This window comes from Bacteroides acidifaciens, assembly GCF_024623065.1.
Lineage (GTDB): Bacteria > Bacteroidota > Bacteroidia > Bacteroidales > Bacteroidaceae > Bacteroides > Bacteroides acidifaciens.
In genome coordinates this window covers 1-21692 of the sequence record NZ_JANJZR010000022.1, presented here as the reverse complement: position 1 = coordinate 21692, position 21692 = coordinate 1, and the positions used below count along the sequence as shown (strand labels likewise).

14 protein-coding genes are annotated in these 21692 nt (G+C 40.9%); 2 read left to right on the top strand and 12 right to left on the bottom strand.

The window, feature by feature from the left end; genetic code table 11:
- Window positions 1–37: 37 nt before the first annotated feature.
- Window positions 38–2332: a glycoside hydrolase family 3 N-terminal domain-containing protein gene (locus NSB03_RS08690; protein WP_024986755.1), complete on the top strand. Its 2295-nt coding sequence runs from the start codon at window positions 38–40 to the stop codon at window positions 2330–2332.
- A gap of 283 nt (window positions 2333–2615) precedes the next feature.
- Here the strand turns inward: NSB03_RS08690 and cysK are convergent, their stop codons facing one another.
- The 11 genes from cysK to NSB03_RS08635 all read right to left on the bottom strand — a co-directional run bounded on the left by cysK (window position 2616) and on the right by NSB03_RS08635 (window position 17845).
- On the bottom strand, window positions 2616–3563 hold the full coding sequence (cysK, locus tag NSB03_RS08685; protein ID WP_024986754.1) for a cysteine synthase A: 948 nt from the start codon (window positions 3561–3563) through the stop codon (window positions 2616–2618).
- 121 nt (window positions 3564–3684) lie between these two features.
- Complete coding sequence (locus tag NSB03_RS08680; RefSeq protein ID WP_024986753.1) at window positions 3685–4026, bottom strand: cupin domain-containing protein; 342 nt, start codon at window positions 4024–4026, stop codon at window positions 3685–3687.
- Window positions 4027–4055: 29 nt separating this feature from the next.
- Window positions 4056–4856: an alpha/beta hydrolase gene (locus NSB03_RS08675; RefSeq protein ID WP_024986752.1), complete on the bottom strand. Its 801-nt coding sequence runs from the start codon at window positions 4854–4856 to the stop codon at window positions 4056–4058.
- Window positions 4857–5157: 301 nt separating this feature from the next.
- Entirely contained in the window at window positions 5158–6342 is a 1185-nt protein-coding gene (locus tag NSB03_RS08670) for a glycoside hydrolase family 26 protein (protein ID WP_024986751.1), read from the bottom strand.
- A gap of 13 nt (window positions 6343–6355) precedes the next feature.
- A complete protein-coding gene (locus NSB03_RS08665; RefSeq protein ID WP_024986750.1) occupies window positions 6356–7840 on the bottom strand; it encodes a hypothetical protein in 1485 nt (494 codons plus the stop codon).
- 10 nt (window positions 7841–7850) lie between these two features.
- The gene (locus NSB03_RS08660) at window positions 7851–9314 is read right to left on the bottom strand and encodes a hypothetical protein (RefSeq protein WP_024986749.1); all 1464 of its coding nucleotides are present in this window, start codon (window positions 9312–9314) and stop codon (window positions 7851–7853) included.
- A 17-nt stretch (window positions 9315–9331) separates the two neighbouring features.
- A complete protein-coding gene (locus NSB03_RS08655) occupies window positions 9332–10309 on the bottom strand; it encodes a hypothetical protein (RefSeq protein WP_024986748.1) in 978 nt (325 codons plus the stop codon).
- A gap of 16 nt (window positions 10310–10325) precedes the next feature.
- Window positions 10326–11864, bottom strand: a complete 1539-nt coding sequence (locus NSB03_RS08650; protein ID WP_024986747.1) for a RagB/SusD family nutrient uptake outer membrane protein — start codon at window positions 11862–11864, stop codon at window positions 10326–10328.
- Between the two features lie 10 nt (window positions 11865–11874).
- Window positions 11875–15003 (bottom strand): SusC/RagA family TonB-linked outer membrane protein, encoded by a 3129-nt coding sequence (locus NSB03_RS08645; RefSeq protein ID WP_024986746.1) that lies wholly within the window; start codon window positions 15001–15003, stop codon window positions 11875–11877.
- Between the two features lie 224 nt (window positions 15004–15227).
- Window positions 15228–16253: a glycoside hydrolase family 130 protein gene (locus NSB03_RS08640; RefSeq protein ID WP_008018960.1), complete on the bottom strand. Its 1026-nt coding sequence runs from the start codon at window positions 16251–16253 to the stop codon at window positions 15228–15230.
- 14 nt (window positions 16254–16267) lie between these two features.
- Complete coding sequence (locus tag NSB03_RS08635; RefSeq protein ID WP_022199450.1) at window positions 16268–17845, bottom strand: sodium:solute symporter; 1578 nt, start codon at window positions 17843–17845, stop codon at window positions 16268–16270.
- A gap of 158 nt (window positions 17846–18003) precedes the next feature.
- On the opposite strand from NSB03_RS08635, the gene NSB03_RS08630 reads away from it, so the two are divergent.
- Window positions 18004–18870 (top strand): AraC family transcriptional regulator, encoded by an 867-nt coding sequence (locus NSB03_RS08630; protein WP_004317421.1) that lies wholly within the window; start codon window positions 18004–18006, stop codon window positions 18868–18870.
- A gap of 10 nt (window positions 18871–18880) precedes the next feature.
- On the opposite strand, the gene NSB03_RS08625 is transcribed toward NSB03_RS08630, so the two are convergent.
- Window positions 18881–21484 carry a beta-mannosidase gene (locus NSB03_RS08625; protein ID WP_306816289.1) on the bottom strand — a complete coding sequence of 868 codons (2604 nt, stop codon included), beginning with the start codon at window positions 21482–21484 and terminating at the stop codon, window positions 18881–18883.
- Between the last annotated feature and the right edge of the window lie 208 nt (window positions 21485–21692).

The following is a 21692-nucleotide window of genomic DNA, read 5'->3' as shown; positions in this document are numbered from 1 at the left end:
GATTGAATAAATAATACTACTTAAAAAACAAATCATAATGAAACTCAGAAATATTATATTAATGACCGCATCTGTCGCAATGACTGCCTGTTCCAAACAGGCAGTTCCCACTGCCATTCCTGAAGACGCTAAAATAGAACAACAAGTGGAAAAGCTTCTATCAGAGATGGACCTCGATGCCAAGATTGGGCAGATGACCGAGCTTGCTATTGATGTATTAGGAGAGACGATAAATGGAGAATTCCAATTGGACGAGGCAAAACTCCACAAAGCGATTGCTGAATACAAGGTAGGTTCGTTTCTCAATGCTCCCGGCCCGGTAGCACAAAGCCCTGAAAAGTGGAACGAGATTATCGGTCGAATACAAGAACTGTCGATGGCGGAGATTGGTATTCCATGTATCTACGGTCTGGATCAGAATCATGGTACTACCTATACATTGGGCGGCACGCTCTTTCCTCAAAATATCAATATGGGTGCTGCCTTCAATCCGGATTTGACCTACGAAGCGGCACGTGTAACGGCTTATGAAACAAGGGCTAGCAATTGTCCCTGGACATACTCCCCCACTGTCGATATGGCACGTGATCCCCGTTGGCCGCGTGTATGGGAAAATTATGGAGAAGACTGTTTAGTCAATGCCATTATGGGCAGCACTGCTGTCCGAGGCTTCCAAGGAGATGATCCAAACCATATTCCCGCCGACCGAATCGCCACCTCCGTGAAACATTACATGGGATACTGCATGCCACGCACCGGCAAAGACCGTACACCGGCTTATATATCGGTTTCCGAACTGCGTGAGAAACACTTTGCACCGTTCAAGGCTTGTGTGGAAGCAGGTGCGCTGACTATAATGGTCAACAGTGGTTCCATCAACGGAAAGCCTGTGCACGCCGACCGCGAACTCCTTACACAATGGCTGAAAGAAGACTTGGGATGGGACGGAATGTTAATCACCGACTGGGCGGACATCAACAATCTTTATACCCGCGAACATGTGGCGGCAAACAAGAAAGAAGCCATCGAAATGGCAATCAATGCAGGTATAGACATGGCTATGGAACCGTATGATCTCAATTATTGTACACTGCTAAAAGAGTTAGTGCAAGAGAAGAAAATACCCATGAGCCGTATTGACGATGCCGTCCGCCGGGTGCTTAGACTTAAATTCCGTCTGGGGCTGTTCGATCATCCGAACACTTTATTGAAAGATTATCCTCTCTTCGGCAGCAAGGAGCATGCGCTTATCGCACTTCATGCAGCTGAAGAATCGGAAGTATTGCTAAAAAATAAAGATCATATTCTTCCGCTTCCTCAAGGGAAAAAGCTACTGGTAACCGGTCCGAACGCCAACTCTATGCGTTGCTTGAACGGCGGTTGGAGCTATTCGTGGCAAGGACATCTGACCGACAGATTTGCTGACAAATATAACACCATTTACGAAGCAATCTGCAACAAATTCGGAGTCGGTAATGTCCGTCTGGAACAAGGCGTAACCTACAAACCCGAAGGTGCTTACATGGAAGAAAATGAACCGGAAATTGAGAAAGCTGTGGCCGCTGCCCGCAACGTGGATATTATTATCGCCTGCATCGGTGAAAATTCGTATTGCGAAACACCCGGCAATCTTTCCGAACTTGCCATCTCTGCCAACCAAAGCAAACTGGTAAAGGCACTTGCCGCTACGGGAAAACCGATCATCCTGATACTCAATGAGGGTCGTCCCCGCATTATCAACGAGTTGGAGCCATTGGCTGATGCTGTTATTGACATTCTATTACCCGGAAACTATGGTGGCGATGCATTAGCGAACATTCTGGCAGGAGACGTGAACCCCAGTGCCAAGATGCCTTACACATATCCTCGACACGAAGCAGCACTGACTACCTACGATTATCGGGTGAGCGAAGAAATGGACAAGATGGAAGGAGCTTACGACTACAATGCGGTAGTCTCCGTTCAATGGCCTTTCGGATACGGATTGAGCTACACCACTTTCGAATACAGCAACTTCCAAACGGACAAATCTTCGTTTACCGCAGGAGATGATTTGCACTTTTCCATAGACGTAACCAATACCGGTAAATATGCCGGAAAAGAAGTTGTCATGCTATTCAGCAGTGATCTTGTGGCCTCGCTTACTCCCGAAAACCGCCGGTTACGAGCCTTCAAAAAGGTGGAACTGCAACCGGGCGAAACCCAAACTGTCACTCTATCCATCAAAGGCAGCGACTTGGCTTTTGTCAATTCCGACGGGCAATGGGTACTGGAACAAGGGGATTTCCGTATGCAATGCGGAAATCAAGTAGTGACTATTACTTACAAATAGGCATTTATAAGTAGATATTTATAGGTAAATATTTATAAGCAGGTGTTTATAAGTAAATGTACATTGTTAATGTATACACTCCCGACAATAACTCCATGAGACACTGCGTTATTTCGGTGGTGAACTCAAATTATCATCTATCCGGCTGAACAGCCTCAAACGGCTGTTCAACCAAATTTAAACAACCGCTCCTCTTGATCCAAACGAGCGTATGTCTACAATAAAAAGACAATCGTTTGAGTCCAAAGGGGCGGTTGTTTTTATCTGAAGGAAAAAGGTATTATTACAAAGGATATTCCTCAAAAGCATACAAAATGGTAGATAAATAACGTTCGCCTGTATCAGGTAATAATGCAACAATCATTTTCCCGGCATTTTCCGGTCGCTTCGCCAGTTCCGTAGCAGCATATACGGCTGCTCCTGAAGATATGCCTACCAACAAACCTTCCTGTTTGGCCAATTCACGACTCGTACGAATGGCATCGTCATTCTGCACCTGAATAATCTCATCTACGACAGAAGCCTTGTACGTTTTAGGAACAAATCCTGCACCGATTCCCTGAATCTTATGCGGACCTGGTTTTCCTCCCGAAAGTACCGGAGAATCAGAGGGTTCTACTGCCACGATCTTTATACTCGGATCACGCATCTTCAGCGCTTCACCTACACCGCTAACTGTCCCGCCAGTACCTACTCCCGCCACAAAGATATCAACTTTCCCCTCGGTATCTCTCCATATTTCCAGACCGGTAGTCCGTAAATGCATGGCGGGGTTAGCAGGATTCTCGAATTGTTGCAAGATGACAGCTCCCGGAGTGACAGCCTTCAATTCTTCAGCTCTGGCAATGGCCCCTTTCATGCCATCGGCACCGGGAGTCAATACTAATTCCGCCCCTAAAGCTTTCAGAAGATTACGCCGTTCGATGCTCATCGTATCGGGCATCGTCAATATTAACTTATATCCCTTGACAGCAGCTACGAAAGCCAGTCCTACACCGGTATTCCCACTGGTCGGTTCAATGATAGTTGCTCCGGGATGCAAAATTCCTTTCGTTTCTGCATCCTCAATCATAGCCAATGCTATGCGGTCCTTCACGCTTCCTGCCGGATTGAAAGATTCAATCTTTACAATCAGACGAGCTTTCAGGTCGTTACTTGTATTATAGTTACTAAGTTCCAATAACGGAGTGTTACCTACCAAATCCGTCAATTTTCTTGCTATCTTTTCCATATATATCTGTTTTAAATTTCTCTTGTTTCAATATATGACAAAGATAGTGCGGATTCTGTTCAGGGAAAATACCACAGATGTGGTAATTTCATACCATATCTGTCTGACTTCCTGCCAGATATTATATTAAGAAATCAGCTCTCACAGGGCTGAATGTATCAATTAATACACCTGCTTCCAGGCAAACACATCCATGAGACTGGTCAGGTTCCACATAATAACCATCACCTGTAGAAAGAATTTCTTTCCGATCTCCAATGGTCAATTCAAACTTACCGCTTGCAACATAAGTAGCTTGGCTATGATAATGTTGATGCATAGAACCGACGGCGCCTTTCTCAAATTCCACTTTCACCATCATCAACTGTCCGTCGTATCCCATTATCTGGCGGCGGATTCCCGGAGCCGGTTTCTCCCAATCCAATTCTTTTTCAAACAGAAAAGCATCACTGCGTGTTTTCATCTTCCAATCTATTCTTATTTATAACTATATTATTTGAATCTCTTCACATAATCTGCAATCAGATAACATGCCGGGCCGAGTACTTGACCATGATCGAATCCTTGCATTTCATACAAAGTCACTTTCTTGTTACCTATACTTTTCAAGACAGCTTCCAGCAGCGCATTTTCTTCATACCTTGCCGCCATTTCCAGATGCTTGTCCCCCGTAATCAACACGATAGGAGCCGTTTCCTTGCGAGCCTTATTTACCGGAGCATACTCGTCAACCACCGGAATGCCGTCAGGCAAACCACGTTCCTTACGAATAGTGAAATGTGTCACCGTCTGGCCACTAACCGGAAGATAAGCAGCCACACTATCGGCATCTGCCCCGTATGCTGCCATATACTTTTTATCCATTGCCAGAATCAACGAAAGATAACCTCCCGCAGAATGACCGGAAACAAAAATATGATCCTTACGACCACCATACTTTTCAATATTCTTGAAAACCCATGCCACAGCTTCAGCCGCATCTTCGATGTAAGCCGGATTCTTTGCTTTCGGACTCAAACGGTAATTCACCGCCACTACTGCAAACCCTTGTTCTCTCAATTCTTTGGGGACAAATTTATTTCCACCTTCCATACCACCACCGTGAAACCAAACGATAGTTGAGAAGTCCTTCTTGTTTTCAGGATAATAAATATCCAGTTTACAACGTTCCAGACGATAGGTGTCCGTTTCGGAGCCAGAGACATAAGATATATCTTTGTCTGTGCGATAAGCATTTTGTGCTTGAGCAATGCAAGCACAAAGCAAAAAGAGAAGAAGGCAAATCTTTTTCATGATCTTATTTATTTCAGTATTTTTTAGTATTCTTTCCCAATAAGCAGCATACAACCAAATGGCATCCACGTTTCTTATAAAATGCAATATTACGAAATTCTAATAAGAAATAGTCCTTCTACATACAGCTAATTCTGTTCATGCAAAAAATTATTCGTCTGACGACTGTTGAACTTTCGTCTAACAACTGTCAGACAAAAAGTATACAGTTATCAGACGAATAAAGTTATTCAGCTAGAAAACTAGTCTTCTGTATACATAAGACTAATTCTTATATAAAAAGCGATAACACCCGCGTTTATCATTTCACATTCATTCCTTCAGCCATTGTATACATATCCGGCAAATCGGCAGAGAAAAGCGAAACCGGACTTTCATACATCTTTATAAAACTCTTTTCAGAGGCATGCCCTTTAAAAACAGAGTAGAAATGCGACTCACTTTCACTAGGATCATATTTGTTTCTCCACATCACAATCATGCTGACAAACTGTCCTGTAACAGGGGTAAGGATTTGCTGTGTCCAATAGTTTTTCTCCGGAACACCATCACGTTGAATACCCTCTACTCCGGTTTCTGTAACCCCACACGGTTTTTTCAGTTCTTTTGACAGACGAGACAAGGTATTCATATTGGTAGTCAGCACAACCGGACTCAAACCATGATAAGAATCCATTCCTAAAAAATCTACATAGTCATTGCCGGGCCATCTAAATAGAAAGTTCTCACGTCCCTGCACAGAATCTATTTGCGGGGAAATCGCATAAATAAGGTTATGCACATTTCTTGTGTCCCGCAAATAATTGACTGTAAATTTCCAAAAGGAAGTAAATTCATCACTAGTCGTACATGAACTCCCCCACCACGACCATGTTTGGGTATGCTCATGATAAGGGCGGAAAATGACCGGAACCAATTCACCATTCTTACCTTTCAAATTCAGTGCAAAATTCGCCAAACGATCCAGCCAAGTTTTAAATTTAAGATGTGTAGGACTTCCCTCTTTAAGAATCTCCTTCACAACCTCATTACTGGAATTATCCCATGAATCACCTCCGGTCAACGGATTATTCAGATGTGCACATGCAATAAGTACCTCGCCACGCTCATAAGCCTCTAAAGCGACTCTTTTACGGATTTCATTTTCCGGGTTCTGATAACGATCATCCATTATTTCAGCAACATCAAAACTGAAAACCGCCGGATAGTCACCACAAACATCATGAGTGTCGGAGCGTCCTTCCTCATTATACCATTTACGACCATACCAAAGATCATCATGATGTCCGAACATGAAACCTTTTGACTGAATAGCCCAAAGATTCGAATACAAGGCTTTAGTCTCGGAAGTCGCATTTTTATCTACAATGGAGAGTTCTTTCACTTCTTCATATTCCGGATAAAGCGCCGATACCTCTTCCACATCGCTACAACTCATAAAGACGGATGCTAATCCGACCAAAAGTATATTGATTTGCTTTTTCATAATTATCTGTCTTTTAATCTATATTCGTTAATAAAATAAAACTTTGAGCCTTGAGGATAGTCTGATAAGTTCCATCAACAGTTAATCCTGTCTGGACAGGAACGGGGTGTCCTTCATTGTTAGTTTGCCTATTCCCTTCTTCATATACATATAAAGAAACATTCTCGAGAGCAGCAGGCAAAGAAATATCCAAAGATCGATCCTCGTCTCCTATATTAACGGCAGCAAAAACATATTTTCCTTGATATTCTCCAGCAGCCGCATAAACACCTTTCGTGCGATCAAGCGTTGTTTTAAGGATATTAGAACCAGTCGGAAAATAACGGCACATCAATGACCAAGTGTAATACCACGGACGGATTTCTTCCTGCGAAGGGTCATCGAAGACTTCTTCTCCTAAGATATTCCACATTCCCCACAACTTAATATCTTCCGTCTTACCAGAATCACCGCTACTGTGCATTGCGTCATCCAACATCCAGGCAGCTATTCCCGAATATCCTCCATTCATTACCTCCATACAGAGCAATGGCATATCAAGACCATAAAAATAGTCGTATACCAACATATTAGAATCTGTACCTTTAGTAAACGGATGACCTTCGACACGCCGGTTATACTCTTTCATTAACAACGAATCTGCTTCACGCCAATATTTGTAACCGGCCTCTCCCAACACAATCTTTTTACCAGCAGGAATAAATTCCTTATGGCGAGCCAGAATCTCCGCATATTGCCCAGAACGTACTTCATGTTGTCCGGGATAGGCATGAATATCGTAAATACCGATGTGCGAATCCAAGTCGGTGGCCGCCTGTTTCACCCATCCTGCCGCGTCAAATGGAGAAGACGGATTCTTGTAATCAACGACTGCATCAGGGCCGGCAAACTTCACTTTGCCGTCTAGTCCGGGATATTCTTTCATCTTATCTGCAAAACGGAGTAACATGGATTTCCACAGGTCGTAGTCACCGTCAGTTGAAGCCCAATTCCCATCAGGTTCATTAAAGATCACAAAATATTTGATACAGGAAAAGCCAAGATCATTGACCAGATAATTCAGGTAATCGACAGACATATCCACCCAACATTGTTCATCCTTCATAGCCCAAGTAGGGGGATTATATTCACCATACATCACCACAATATTATGATCCGTACAATACTGCAACAAGCGGGAAAGTGACGCTATATTACGTGTTTTATCATACTTTCCCGTCTGCGGATCATAATAACGAAAAGGACTGTTAATCATACAACGCACATACCCCATACGCATAAAGTCAAGGCGTTTAAACAGTTTCTGCCAGTCTTCGTCAGAAACGGAGGCTCCCCATGACTCGGCTTCATCGTAAGGGTCCCACTCCACACCATTTCCTATGTAACCGGAAGTAACAACCTCTTGAGATACATTCACTGTCAGCCGGTTGTCAGAGTGCGTACATGAAACAAGCAACATCCCCACCACAAAAGTTCCTATTATTGTTTTTAAATTCATCATTCTGTTTTTAATAATCGTAATTAGTATACACTATCAGTGATTCTGCCGGCATAGTCACTGTTTCTCCTTTCTCAAGGTGAAGAATCAAGTTCTCATCATTCGGCAAAAGGAGACAATCTCCTTTCTGTTTCAACGTACCGTCCGAATAGATGAACTTTTTACAACCTGATAGAGAAGAAAGAACATTACTTTTTAGTTTTACCGTTTTCGGACTATCAGAAACATTCACCAAAGCAATCATATATTTCCCATCTTTTCCTGATACGGCAGCCTTTACGAAAGGCTCTCCGGTGGTGTCTGTTCTATAAACCGCAGTTCCGGTAGGCATATACCTGGTCAGTAACGACCAGGCATAATACCACGGACGGACGTTTTCCTCTTCTGCTCCGAAACATTCTTCACCGAATATATTCCAGAATCCCCAAATCTTCAGTTTGTCAGGTGCTTCATTAGAGTGCATGGCATCATCCAGCATCCAGGCAATGGAACCTGAAAAACCAGTATTGACAGTTTGAATAAGAGCATCTGCCATATCTGTTCCATACATATAATCATAAACAAACATCTGCGAATCTTCCAACGAGGCGTTAACTTTACTCCCGGCTCTACGAATATTCTCCTTCTGATACAAAGAATCAGCCTTTTCCACAAATTTAAAACCAATTTCTCCCATCACGATTTTCTTTCCTTCAGGAATCTTCCCTTTATAGGCAGCAATAATATCTGCATATTCTCCAGAATTAACGGTGACTTTAGACGGATAAGTATGGATATCGTAAAGTTCTATTTGTTCGTTCAACTGCACTGCACAGCTATCTATCCATCCTGTCTCCGCTTTATCCCAGATGGCAATATCCGGACCGACGATACCAACTTCTCCGATCAGGTCAAATTCTTTCATATATTGATAAAACTGCCAGACAGATGATGCCCAAAGAGGAAAACTCTTATTAGTGGCAGCCCAATAACCATTCGGCTCATTCACCAGATTGTAATAGCGGATACAAGAATATCCTTTATTATGAACCAGATAATCAACCAAGGCAGCTGCGTGACGAAGACTTTGACTGTCAATCTCTGCTTCGCGGGCACGAATGACACTCCATCCCCAATCTCCGAACATGACAGTCACATTACGACTCTGGCAGTAGTCTAACATTTTGGATAATACTTCCATCCCCCGTTCCGGCACCAATCTCCCCTGGTCAACAAACGAAGAAGTATTAATCATGATACGAATAAACTGCGGACACATAAAATCAAGTCTGTCATACAGTTTCTCCCAATCGGCTTCCGAAATAGTTAGTTTACCTTTGCCATAATCCAGTTGATAAGGATCCCACTGCGCCCCATTACCTATATAGCAATCATTTAGCACCGTTTCCGTATCTATGGTGATTATTACATCCTGTTCTACCGGAGAACAGGATGCAAAAAAGGCAACTATAAAAATAAAGAAGTATTTCTTCATATTTTATCATCCATTAGTTAATCCTCATTTTTTGTCACGAGTACAAAGAACTTACGTGCCTGTTTAGCAAACACATCATAATCAGTATAAATATAGGTCCACTCATCCACACCATTGATTTGGAAAGAGAAAGCATTATTCGGCAAAGTTACCGTATTGGTATAACCTCCCCCCTGGAATAATGTATAAGTTCCCGGATTTTCGAGTACGGCAGTCGATTCATTTCCGTCCGAATCAATAAAAGTAATGGTACCTAAACTGTAATTACGAATCCAACGGCTCTCTCCTACTGGGATTTTCCGATAATACTTCTTCAGATCAATATCCGTCTTATCTGCCGGATTAGAAGAACCTTTAAATATAAAATCTGCATATTTCCCATCAGGCCCGGCAGCATTTATACATTTCCCGGATGTGTTTCCATCATCTGTGATATTCTCCATAATAAAGGTCAGTGTATTGTCATACTCTTTTTCCGGGGAATATTCATCATACCAGCACCATAATTTGTCCATAAACGGATAAACTCTTCCGCCACCCCATTCCGGACCTGTACCACCATAAATAATCAAATTATTAATCGACCATGTACCTTCCAGACTTTCACGGAATTCATTCACATAGATCATATATTCACGTGTTTTTCCAGTTGCGGAAGTTACAGTAAGAACCGATTTTCGCTCCGGATTACTAAAATCCAATGTACTGCCTTTACCTGCAGAAGCTGTAGCTTGATACGACAATTCGATAGATTCTATTTCAACTTTCGACAAATCAGGAATAGCTCCCACATTAAGGGTTACGGTAACTTCCCCAGTTGTATCATCAATGCGTTCAATTTCAGCCTGTCCCACCTGGTTTTTGAATTTAAGACTCGTTACAGACCTCTCGTTATTCCATCCCCCATCATTCAAATCATCCTGCATGTCTTTCACACAAGATTGCATTACCCCCATACAAAGGATAAACAGTGTGTATTTTAGTAGTTTATTCATAGCTCACGATTTTTTATTATTCTCTTAAACTTGGATTAAGATTAATCTCGGTTTGCGGCAACGGATAGAAAGAATATTGACTTTCATTTAGTCCGGCATCCTTCACTTCTTTGATTTCTCCAATCCTGCCCCAACGACGAATATCGTACATACGATCTCCTTCAAAAGCCATTTCAAACTTACGTTCTTCATATACTTTCTCCCGGAATTCATCTATCGGCAATCCTGGAGTCAAATCCCCCAATCCTGCCCTATGTCTGATAAAGTTTATCAGTTCATAAGCTTTGGTAGTCGGGCCGGCAGCTTCGGCATACACCATAGCAATGTCAGTAAAACGAATGAGAAAGGGGCGTGTACTAGTCTTATCCCCATCAAATTTGGGATCGATGTATTTTCGGCAGAAGGGGTACTCAAAATCACCGCCATCCAGTTTCCATTCCGCTTTTACCGTTCCATCTTCATTATACACCTTGTCCACAATGAGATCTTTCTTACGCAAATCGTTTCCATCAAACTCATTATAGAAATTTATTTCCGTACGATATTCTCCCCAACCGTCATGAGATTTTATATATTCATCTTTGTCTCCTTGCTTGATCCAGATAGTAGCACCCTCAATATAAGGAAGGAACATTTTGGATATCTTAGAATATTGTCCTTCTGCCTCTCCCGTTCTATCCATAGACATCAAGAAAATATTTTCTTTACCGGCAAAGTTCTCTACATCATAAATCTTGAGCAAATCACTTTCAAAACCATACGTATTCTGCGGATAATCCGGATCCAATCCTAATGCTCTTCCGGCATAAGTCATAGCATCCTGATAGAGAGAATTGACATCTTTCGCCATTTCCTTGTATAAAGGCACATTATTTGCTTTGGCAGAAGCTGCATATAAATAGATTTTAGCTAACAAAGCCTGTGCACCGACTCTATCGATACGTCCCATTATGGGGGCAGCGTATACAGGCAACAATTCTTCCGCTTTTTTACAATCGTCAATCATTAAATCATAAATCTCATCCATATTATTTGCCAAAGGAGTACCCGTTTGCGACAGTGTCTCCACTACTCCATAATGCATCGGTACCAAACCGAAGTTACGTGAAAGACAGAAGTAATTGTATGCACGTAAAAAATAAGCTTCACCCAAATACTGATCCTTTAGCTTGGAATCAATATCCGTACCCGGCATCTTCTTAATGACAGCATTCGCCCGATTAATAGCAATGAATGAGTATTTAAAGAAATTGACCAAAGTAGCATTGGTATCAAAGTTATCAATTCTCCACAGATTCAAGGCACGATTATCAACGGAGGCATCTCCTTTAGTAGTCATAATTTCAGTAGGCATATCACCGATGAAATAAAGAGCACGTGAATACTCGATATAGGTAAGAGTAGCATAAGCGTAATGAATAGCTGCCATTGCATCCCCCTCTGTTTTATAGAAGTTATCTTCGGAATAGAATCCGTAAGGCTCTTCATCAAGACTGCAACCGGAAAAGCCCAGGATACAGCTTATTAAAATGAAAGTGTATATATTCTTTTTCATATCATTTAATTTAGAATGTTATATCAAGACCTACTGTCCACTTCCTCAAGCGAGGATACCCACCGGAATAAATCCCGTTTTGCCCGACTTCCGGATCATACCCGTCGAACTTGGTAAATGTATATAAATTGGAAGCATTCATATATAGCCGTATTTTCGAGGCAAACACTTTCTGTTTAGGCAAATCAAAGGTATACCCTACTGTCAGATTCTGGATTCTCACAAAAGAGCCGTCTTCTATCCAATAGTCAGAAAAGCGAGTCTGACGTCCGTCACGCAGACTGGGATATTTGTTAGTCGGGTTGTCAGGTGTCCAACGGAGTGCGGCATTATGCGGATCACCAAAAGTCTTGGTGTTCAACACATCATTTCCAAACACACCATTCAGGAAAATACTCGCATCCAGTTTCTTCCAACGGAAAGAAAGATTCAGACTTGCCGTAAAATCAGGATTAGGATCACCGATAATACATTTATCATTTTCATTCACAACACCTTGTGTTCCGTCCCCATCATACGTATTGACATATTTGAATTCTCCCGGCATAGCATCTTCTCCCGACAAGCCTGCGTTAAGTCCTTCCGGCAAAGTCTGAATAATTCCATCACATTTATATCCATAAAAGACATTGATCGGTTGGCCAATAGCAAGTATATTAGTATAAGAGCGATACTGTTCACTCAAGTTACCGACAACTTCATATTCCATTCCCGTACGGGCATCTTTCAATAAACCCGATTCGACACTACTTCCCAAATCAAGCACCTTGTTACGGTTCATAGAGAATATAAAAGTTCCATTCAAGCTCCAATCTTTTTTATCTACCATTACTCCGTCAATCGTTACTTCAAATCCCCGGTTGCGAATCTTACCATCATTCACCCACATGCGGTCATAACCGGAAGAAAGGGTCAGGTTTCTTTCTCTCAACAGGTCAGACGTCTCTTTATTGTAAATATCCAAAGTGACGCGAAGTCTTCTGTTAAAGAAAGCCATATCAATACCAAAGTCCCATTGCGCAGTTGTCTCCCATTTCAGATCCGGATTAGGAATTCCACTCCAAATTTTCCATATTCCGTCTTGCCCGGACTGCCCTGACTCATACCCGGGACCGATAGCAGTCAGCCATTGTCCCTGATGGTAATATTTAGTCGTTCCATAACGGCTAAGAGTCTGATAAGGACTGATTCCCTGATTTCCCGAAATACCGTAACTTAAACGAAACTTCAATTCATCAAATGTATTTAGTTTCTTTATAAATTTCTCTTCGTGAACTTTCCAGCTGATAGCTCCGGAAGGGAAATACCCCCACTTGTTATTCTTACCGAATTTAGAAGAACCGTCGGCACGAAAAGTGGCAGTAAGCAAATACTTATTATCATAAGTGTAATTCAGACGGGCCATTCCGGAAACCAGTTTACTTTTCGAGAACCCGTTGGAAATAATATTGTTCGCTTTCTCTCCGGCTCCCATATTCTCATTTCCCAATGCTTCATTCACAAAACCATTAGCAGTCAGATACGAATCACGATATTGATACCACTCGTAAGAATGACCTACCATGACGCCCACTTCATGTTTGCCGAACATTTGAGAGTAATTGGCAAATGTTTCGGAAACAAAATTTTGATTCTCTGTGTTACCAATGACTCCCCTACCACGATTCTCCGTACCGACTTGGGTGTATTTCTGTGGCAGATACTGGTCGTTGGTAGATTTTCCATATTTATAATTCAACTGGCTTGTGAGACGAAGTTGCGGTATCACTTGCCATTCAAAAGCCCCGGATGAGATAACATCCAGCATTTTGGTCTTATCCTTTTTATGCTCGCGAATAGCGATAGGATGACTATAATCTTGAGCAGTAGTCTGATAATAAGTTCCGTCTTCATTATACACAGGATAAATCGGATTTCTCCAATAAGCCATTCCGCCATTGTTATTACGGTTGCCAAGATATAGAATATTGGATGCACGAATCGTAAAGTTCTTATATATCTTATGACTGACATTCAGATTATACCCCCCTTTACTATAATCATCATCAATATACATTCCCTGGTCCGTATAATAATTAGCACTCAGGTTAAAACTCGTCTTCTCGTTAGCACTGGAGACAGAAACTGTTGTATTATTAGACACAGGCGCATCTCTAAACACTAATTCATCCCAACGGGTATTGGTTGTCCAAGTAGTCTGAAGCTCCTCAATAGACGGGTAATAAACACCGGCAGAATTATTTGCACCGATATAGAGCGGCTGTAATCCACCATTCACACGTCCCTCATTGTTCAACATTGCCATCATCACCGGGTCTCTCCACAAATCCAGTTTGGAAGAAAATTCGGAGAAAGTGAGCTGCTGTTTGACAGATACCGTCGTAGTTCCTTCTTTCGCCCTTCGAGTGGTTACAATTATAACTCCATTAGCACCTCTGGAACCATAAATTGCAGAAGCAGAAGCATCTTTTAATACTTCCATTGAAACAATATCATCGGTATTAATCTGTTTCAAATCACCGGCATCTCCCAATGGAAAACCATCTACCACAATCAAAGGTGAATTGGATCCGCGCAGCGAACTATTACCACGAATACGAACCGTTGATCCGGCTCCCGGATCCTGTGACGAATTGATTACTTGTACACCAGCCGCACGCCCCTGCAACAATCCTTCAACAGAATTAGCCGGTATATCACTTAATGCCTCCGGCTTTACCGTCGCAACCGATCCCGTCAAATCACTCTTTTTCACCGACCCGTACCCAATGACCACCACCTGATCAAGTAATTGAGTAGCATCACTAAGTACCGCATTTACCACCTTTTTTCCGGAAACCGATATTTCTATACTATTCATACCTACATAAGAAAACTCTAAAACCCCATTCACCGGCACATTGGCCAGAGAGTAATTCCCATCAAAATCACTGACTGTTCCTACAGCCGAACCTTTAATTTTAATAGTAGCTCCTATCAGAGGCTCACCTTGTACATCTTTAACCACTCCAGTCACAGTAATCTTGGAAGATGTTTGCTCTACCGCAGCCCATGCGGTAGAAAATACGGACAAAAAAAGGCATATCAACACAACTTTGCAGAGTGACATGCTACCAAGCCGTTTTTTCTGTTTATTCATCATAATATAAAATTTAAGCGTTGAATTCTTTACTGATAATTTGATAATACAAATATAGACTATAACCTTTCATTTTCATTCGCACTATTTACTCTATTATTATACTTTTTTGAACGATTTAATCTATGATTATCTATTTTTCGCATAGCAACCTCCCCAATGTACACATAAACAGTGTATACACATCACATTAAAAGACTAAAAGATAAAGGAGATTCAGTTAATTACACCTTGCAGTCGGTCAACAAGTAAGAGAGCAGTTCATTTACAGAGCAGGTAGCCACGCAGACATACTTATCCGCACTACCATAATACACAAAGAGCGTATCATCCACAATCACATTTCCCGTAGGGAATACACAACCGTTATAATACCCGTTTATCTCGAAGTCCTCTTCCGGTTCGAGAATTGATTCATGCGTTTTGGCTAGTATTTTCAGAGGGTTATCCAAGTCGAGCAATAAAGCCCCCACCCTATAATACCCTTTTCCGCCATGCTCCACACCATGATAGAGCATCAACCAACCCTTATCCGTTTTCAGGGGAGGAGTACTTCCACCAATCTTTTCCTCCCAAGTATTTTCACGTCCTGTCAGAAGAAGATGGCTTTCCTTACCCTCCCAATCTAATAAATCATCCGAAAACTTTATCCAGATAGAAGGGTATTCTACACCAAATTTTTCGCCAATATACTGCTTGGGGCGATGTAACATAACAAATTGTCCGTTTACCTTCTCGGGAAAAAGAATCACATCGCGATCATCAAGCACCGGCGAAGTCAGACGTCCCAAACGGCGAAAATGGCAAAAATCTGTAGTAACAGCCAGCCCAGTATTACCTAAATTCTTAGCAATAGCTGCAGGAGCATACTTACCACATTCAGGAAGTAAAACTTCATCATGCCCAAACTTCCAATACTGCCCGGGTGGTACCGGCCGATAGGCATAAGTAATATAATACTCACCATCAAACTTCACAATACGAGGATCTTCCACACATCCGGAATCAGGCCCATCGACACTCGGAGAAAAAGCCGGCCGATCCGAGTGCCTTTCAAAATAAAACCCATCCCTGCTCGTAGCCAATCCCAAGCGGATAACATGTTCTCTATCATTACCTGCAGCACGATATAACATATAAAACATGCCGTTATCATAGAACACGCCAGGATTACAAGTCACCAAAGATTCCCAATCATTCTTTTCCGACGGAGAAAGAATCGGGTTTCCTTCAAATTTCTTTAATTTCATATATTCTATTTATTTTATTGAAAAATAATCCAAATCAATGCGCTTAACACAAGTAACACCCCTGCCCATACCTGATAGTTCTTATACCAGACTACTGTTTTCAAGGTTACATATTCTTCTTTCAGATCGCTAAAAGAAAAGGTGGTGTCAGTAAGCTTATCTTTACCCGGAGCCGCATAAAAGAAACTGCTTACATAAATCACCATTATACTGAATATCAACAAGAAAGGAACCATCAACAAAAAGTGCAAATCACCAAAAACCGTATTTTTAAAGAAAAGTAAAAGAACCGCTACTACCAGACCGAGAATCAATCCCATAAAAGCTCCGTCACCATTCACTCTCTTATTAAAAATTCCAAGAAGGAAAGCCGCTACGATAGGAGGAGAAATATAAGAAAGCATTTCCTGATAATATTTTAGAAGAGATCCGAATTTACCAATTTGAGGTGCCCATAATGCAGCTAACAGAATAATCACACAAGAAGCGATTTTACCAACCAGTACCAGCTTTTTTGTATCAGCATGTTTATTAAACTTCGCATAAAAGTCCATCGTAAACAAAGTAGAAGTAGAATTCAAGATAGCACTAATCGTAGAAGTCAATGCAGACAACAGAGCAGCCAGCATAATACCCAGCAAACCCACAGGCATTAATTGCATCACCATATTAGGATATACCATATCGGGTTTATCCAAACCTGGAAATAAATCACGGGCAATCAATCCGGGAATAGCAATAATGAACAATGTGCTCATCGTGAGAAAACCGGTGAATATAACACCTCTCCGACCTTCATCAATAGTTCTGGCACTCAAAACACGTTGTACTAAAGTCTGATTATTAGCCCAGAAGTAAATACCCAATATGGGCATCCCCACGATCAGCCCCAACCAAGGAGTGGCATTATCGGACAACGGGCGAATCAGCTTCACCAATATATCATCGTTTTCAAACAAATGATAGAAATAACTTCCTCCCTGTTGAAAACAGAAATAGGTAAGCAAAACCGAACCCAAAATCAAAACTACCGCCTGTATCAGTTCCGCGTTAATGGCAGAAGAAAGTCCTCCCGGAATTGTATATGAAGCTGCAATAATAGCAAAGACTATAATAATCATCTGAAGATCAGCTTCAGGTAATACCAGTTTGATAATTAATGCGGCTGCATAAAGCGCACCGGCAGCATCCAGAAAAATATTTCCGATAATACAAATAGCGGAAAAGTAGTAACGGGAACGTTTATCAAATCTCTTCTCCAGAAACTCCGGAATCGTAAAAACCTTCGACCTTATATATAAAGGTAGAAGGAAAACAGCAAAAAACACCATAACTACAATACCGGTCAGGTTATAATTGAAAACGGCAAGCCCCGTATCATAAGCATCACCCGATTGCCCGATAAGCGTAGTACTGGATATACTGGCGGCAAACAGAGACAACCCTACAACCCACCAGGGCATGGAACGTCCGGCAAGAAAATACGATTGGGCATCCGAACTCTTTCCGTTCTTTACACCCCACCATATAATAAATAGCAAATATACGACTACGATTACAATATCAATAGTTCCGATAGAAAATGATTCCATAGCATTCAATTAGTTATTAAGTATGATTCACTTTGCAAATGTAAGGCATATAATGATAGTTTTTTGATATTATATTGCTTAATAATTATACTTTTTTGAATAGCCTGTTTTTGTATTATTATTATTCGTACATTTGTATCAAGTTAAATACAGTTCTTATGAAAGACATTCAAAAGGAAATTACTCCCATTTCTTCTGATGATTTATTCATCGTTTTAAATCATCCCAATGCAAAATTTGATTATCCGGTACATTATCACTCCGACTATGAAATTAATCTTGTGATGAATACGTATGGAGAAAGAATTGTAGGCGATTCAGTCGAAAAGTTTGACAATCTGGATTTGGTAATGACTGGTCCCAATCTTCCGCATGCCTGGAAAGGGGAGATTGTAGAAGGCAATCATGTGGTGACAATTCAGTTCTCGGACAAACTGCTCAATTTTCCAATATTGGAGAAACGACTATTCAGCCCGATTAAACAACTGTTACTCGACTCACAGAAAGGAATTAGCTTTTCTGAAAACACCATGCTGGCAATGAAAGAGAAAATTCTCCAGCTTACCCGGATGCAAGGCTTCCACACCGTTTTAGAGTTTCTCTCTATCTTGTATGATCTCTCCACTGCCGACAGACATATTTTAGTCAGTAATCTCTATGACACCAAAGACACGATACGTACCTCAAAAAGTAGACGCATTGCAAAAGTCTGCGACTATATAGAGAAGAATTTTGAAGAACCTATCAAACTGGGAGATGTAGCAGCTCTGGTAAATATGTCGGAATCCGCTTTCAGCCATTTCTTCAGAAAGAAAACAAATTGCACCTTTATTGACTATATCAACAACCTCCGTGTGGCCCGTGCTTGCCAGATGCTGACTGAAACATCACACACGGTAGCAGAAATCTGCTACTCGTGCGGATTTAATAATCTATCGAACTTTATTCGGATATTCAAAAAGAAGAAAGGAAACACACCTAGCGAATACCGTACAATCCTGCAACAGATGTTGATTAAATATTAAGTGCATTTATTTAATATCCATCGACCAACGATTTGATTTTTAGCTGTCGGGAAAAGTCCGTATATGAAATATCGGTACGAACTTTCACTATCTTATCTTTTCCCGGCATCAAATCGAAATAATTATCTTCAAAGAAATTATCAATTCCATCAAGAGACAAGTATACAGCTCTTGCAAAACGGTCTGCTTTTAAAGTCAATTCATATCCGTCAGGCAGTGACTTTAATTGATATGATATATTCACTTGCGGATATAACATCTCCTTTTGCTTCGTCAAGAAATAATTATTTGTGTAAATCGTTCCTTGTTGATCGGTAAGGGTTGCGGAGATAACAAGCTGATTTTCCGGTTGTGATTTTATAAATGAATTCAATTTGTGGGACATAACGACTTTACTTTCATTAGCAGGAATAGTTACCGATCTTCTGATTGAATTAACAAGCTTTCCTTCCATGTCACAGACTTCCAGTTCCAGTATAGCGCTCGTTTTCCTTAATCTATCAGATACAATATATACATCAAGCCTGTCATTATTAACTATGGGAGATACAAGCACGTCCCGAAAAGCTGCCTTGGCAAAATAATGTTGCGCTTTCCAACGTCCGTAGTAATCACGGCTCGACCACGAAGCAACCGGCCAGCAATCATTATGTTGCCAAAATAATGTCCCCATACAGTAAGGCATATCCCTGCGATGTGCTTCAATAGCCGTCTTAATAGCATCCCCTTGCAGTACAAGGTTCATATACAGAAATGATTCGAAGTCTTTAGGTTTGCGATATTCGTTCAGCAAATAGTCTTCAATCAGTTTGTTCGCGAACTCACCTCCCCGTTGATGAGACATCATTACCTCGGAAGTTATTTCCCAGTCTTCAGGGTACGGAGCATACATTTTGACCGACTCAAATTCGGGAAAAGATTGAAAACCATATTCACTAAAGAAACGACTACGCACCTTATTATATTCGGAGATCGGCTTTTTTGCATGCCATACAGCCCAATAATGCGTATCCCCTTTATTATTCTCGGAAACTCCGTCATAACGACTGAAGGGCGATGAAGGCCAATAAAATGTTTCAGGGCTATTTTCTATCACCACTTCCGGTAGCATTTTATGAAACAGATCTTCATACTGCTGCCAGATAATCCGGGCATACTCCGGATTCTGCTTCGCATAGTTTTCTTTCCAATTCCAACCAAACCAAGCTTCCAGGCATTCATTATTACCACACCATAAAGCAAGAGAAGGGTGATTACGCAAACGGCGAACATTATCAATCGCTTCCTGACGAATATTTTCCAGCAATTCACCTTCGGAGGGATATACGCTGCAGGCAAACATAAAATCCTGCCACACAAGAATACCATATTTATCGCATAATTCGTAGAAATAATCATCTTCATAAGTCCCTCCACCCCACACACGCAAAGTATTCATATTAGCATTGACAGCATCCAGGATCGTTTTCTCATACAGTTCCTTCGTCACACGAGGCAGAAAATTATCACAAGGGATATAATTAGCCCCTTTGGAAAATACAGGTATTCCATTAAGTTGAAAATAAAATGATCTTCCCTCTTTATCCTCCTTACGTATAACTTTTAATGAACGTATTCCTGTAGAAGTTATAAGACAGTCCTTATTTTGCTCGTTTGTTTTTACTTCGGTCCGGAATTCATACAGATTGGCTTTTCCGAGTCCATTGCTCCACCACAAATTAGGATTCTTTATAAAGAAGTTTACAGCAATCTTATTCAATCCTTTTGTCAGGCAGGTAGCAGTAGCACCATAAATCTTTCCAGTCTTATTGTCTCTGACCGTAACTTCAGCCTTCTCAATATCTTTATCGGCTAGTATTTCTACAATATTACTAATGTCGGCTTGTTTATAAGAAACCTCTTTTTGCCGGATAAACACATTTTCTATCCGCAAACCATCCCATGCTTCTAATAAAACAGGTCTCCAGATACCAGAAGTTACCAGGCGAGGTCCCCAGTCCCAACCATAATGATAGCCTGCCTTACGGGCAAAAACACTAACTTTTCTATTGAATACTCCTCCATTCTCCGACTGGTCGTTGATTGCCTCATAGTGAAAAGGCAGCGCATCCCATTTAGGCATATCCCGTTTAATAGGAGAATGGAAATATATCCTTAATTTATTATCCTTTGCTTTCAGTTTATCTTTTACGGGAAGTTTCCATTCACGAAACATATTGTCTGCCTCCAATATCTTTTCTCCATTCAAATAGACATCTGCATAAGTATCAAGCCCTTTAAAATAAAGCCGTATATTGTTTTTATCCATCAATTCGGGTGCTACATCGAAGGTTGTTTCATAAATCCAGTCTTCCTTATCAACCCACTGTACACCTCTTTCATTTAAGCGATAAAAAGGATCTTCAATGATTTTATTATCAATCAAGTCAGTGTGTACTACTCCCGGGACTGTAGCAGGATACCAGTTAGAAAGACGAGCTTGTTTAAACCTCCATCCCAAATGGAGTTCTTTCTGAAGTGTATTGGCAGATATGTTACCATTCAGAATGGAAAATGTAGTGACCATAGCTAGTGCAACCATCTTTAAATAAATTATCCCTGTTGATTTTCTCATAACAACTTTATTGTGTATTAGATTTCCATTTAAAATAACGTTGCAAACATAGGCAATTGTCAATCAATATTTTAATACTATATTACTTAATCATTATACTTTCTTGAAAAGAGTAATAGAAAATTATTTTAGTAGATGACAAAATTTAAATTTATGCTGTTAAACATCTAATTTTTAAGTGATTAAATTTGCGAAAGTCCCTGAAATT

What these genes read in the sequence shown, in the direction of transcription:
- NSB03_RS08690 (WP_024986755.1), top strand. Translation starts at nt 38, where the DNA reads ATGAAACTCAGAAATATTATATTAATGACCGCATCTGTCGCAATGACT.
- cysK (WP_024986754.1), bottom strand. Translation starts at nt 3,563, where the DNA reads ATGGAAAAGATAGCAAGAAAATTGACGGATTTGGTAGGTAACACTCCG.
- NSB03_RS08680 (WP_024986753.1), bottom strand. Translation starts at nt 4,026, where the DNA reads ATGAAAACACGCAGTGATGCTTTTCTGTTTGAAAAAGAATTGGATTGG.
- NSB03_RS08675 (WP_024986752.1), bottom strand. Translation starts at nt 4,856, where the DNA reads ATGAAAAAGATTTGCCTTCTTCTCTTTTTGCTTTGTGCTTGCATTGCT.
- NSB03_RS08670 (WP_024986751.1), bottom strand. Translation starts at nt 6,342, where the DNA reads ATGAAAAAGCAAATCAATATACTTTTGGTCGGATTAGCATCCGTCTTT.
- NSB03_RS08665 (WP_024986750.1), bottom strand. Translation starts at nt 7,840, where the DNA reads ATGAATTTAAAAACAATAATAGGAACTTTTGTGGTGGGGATGTTGCTT.
- NSB03_RS08660 (WP_024986749.1), bottom strand. Translation starts at nt 9,314, where the DNA reads ATGAAGAAATACTTCTTTATTTTTATAGTTGCCTTTTTTGCATCCTGT.
- NSB03_RS08655 (WP_024986748.1), bottom strand. Translation starts at nt 10,309, where the DNA reads ATGAATAAACTACTAAAATACACACTGTTTATCCTTTGTATGGGGGTA.
- NSB03_RS08650 (WP_024986747.1), bottom strand. Translation starts at nt 11,864, where the DNA reads ATGAAAAAGAATATATACACTTTCATTTTAATAAGCTGTATCCTGGGC.
- NSB03_RS08645 (WP_024986746.1), bottom strand. Translation starts at nt 15,003, where the DNA reads ATGAATAAACAGAAAAAACGGCTTGGTAGCATGTCACTCTGCAAAGTT.
- NSB03_RS08640 (WP_008018960.1), bottom strand. Translation starts at nt 16,253, where the DNA reads ATGAAATTAAAGAAATTTGAAGGAAACCCGATTCTTTCTCCGTCGGAA.
- NSB03_RS08635 (WP_022199450.1), bottom strand. Translation starts at nt 17,845, where the DNA reads ATGGAATCATTTTCTATCGGAACTATTGATATTGTAATCGTAGTCGTA.
- NSB03_RS08630 (WP_004317421.1), top strand. Translation starts at nt 18,004, where the DNA reads ATGAAAGACATTCAAAAGGAAATTACTCCCATTTCTTCTGATGATTTA.
- NSB03_RS08625 (WP_306816289.1), bottom strand. Translation starts at nt 21,484, where the DNA reads ATGAGAAAATCAACAGGGATAATTTATTTAAAGATGGTTGCACTAGCT.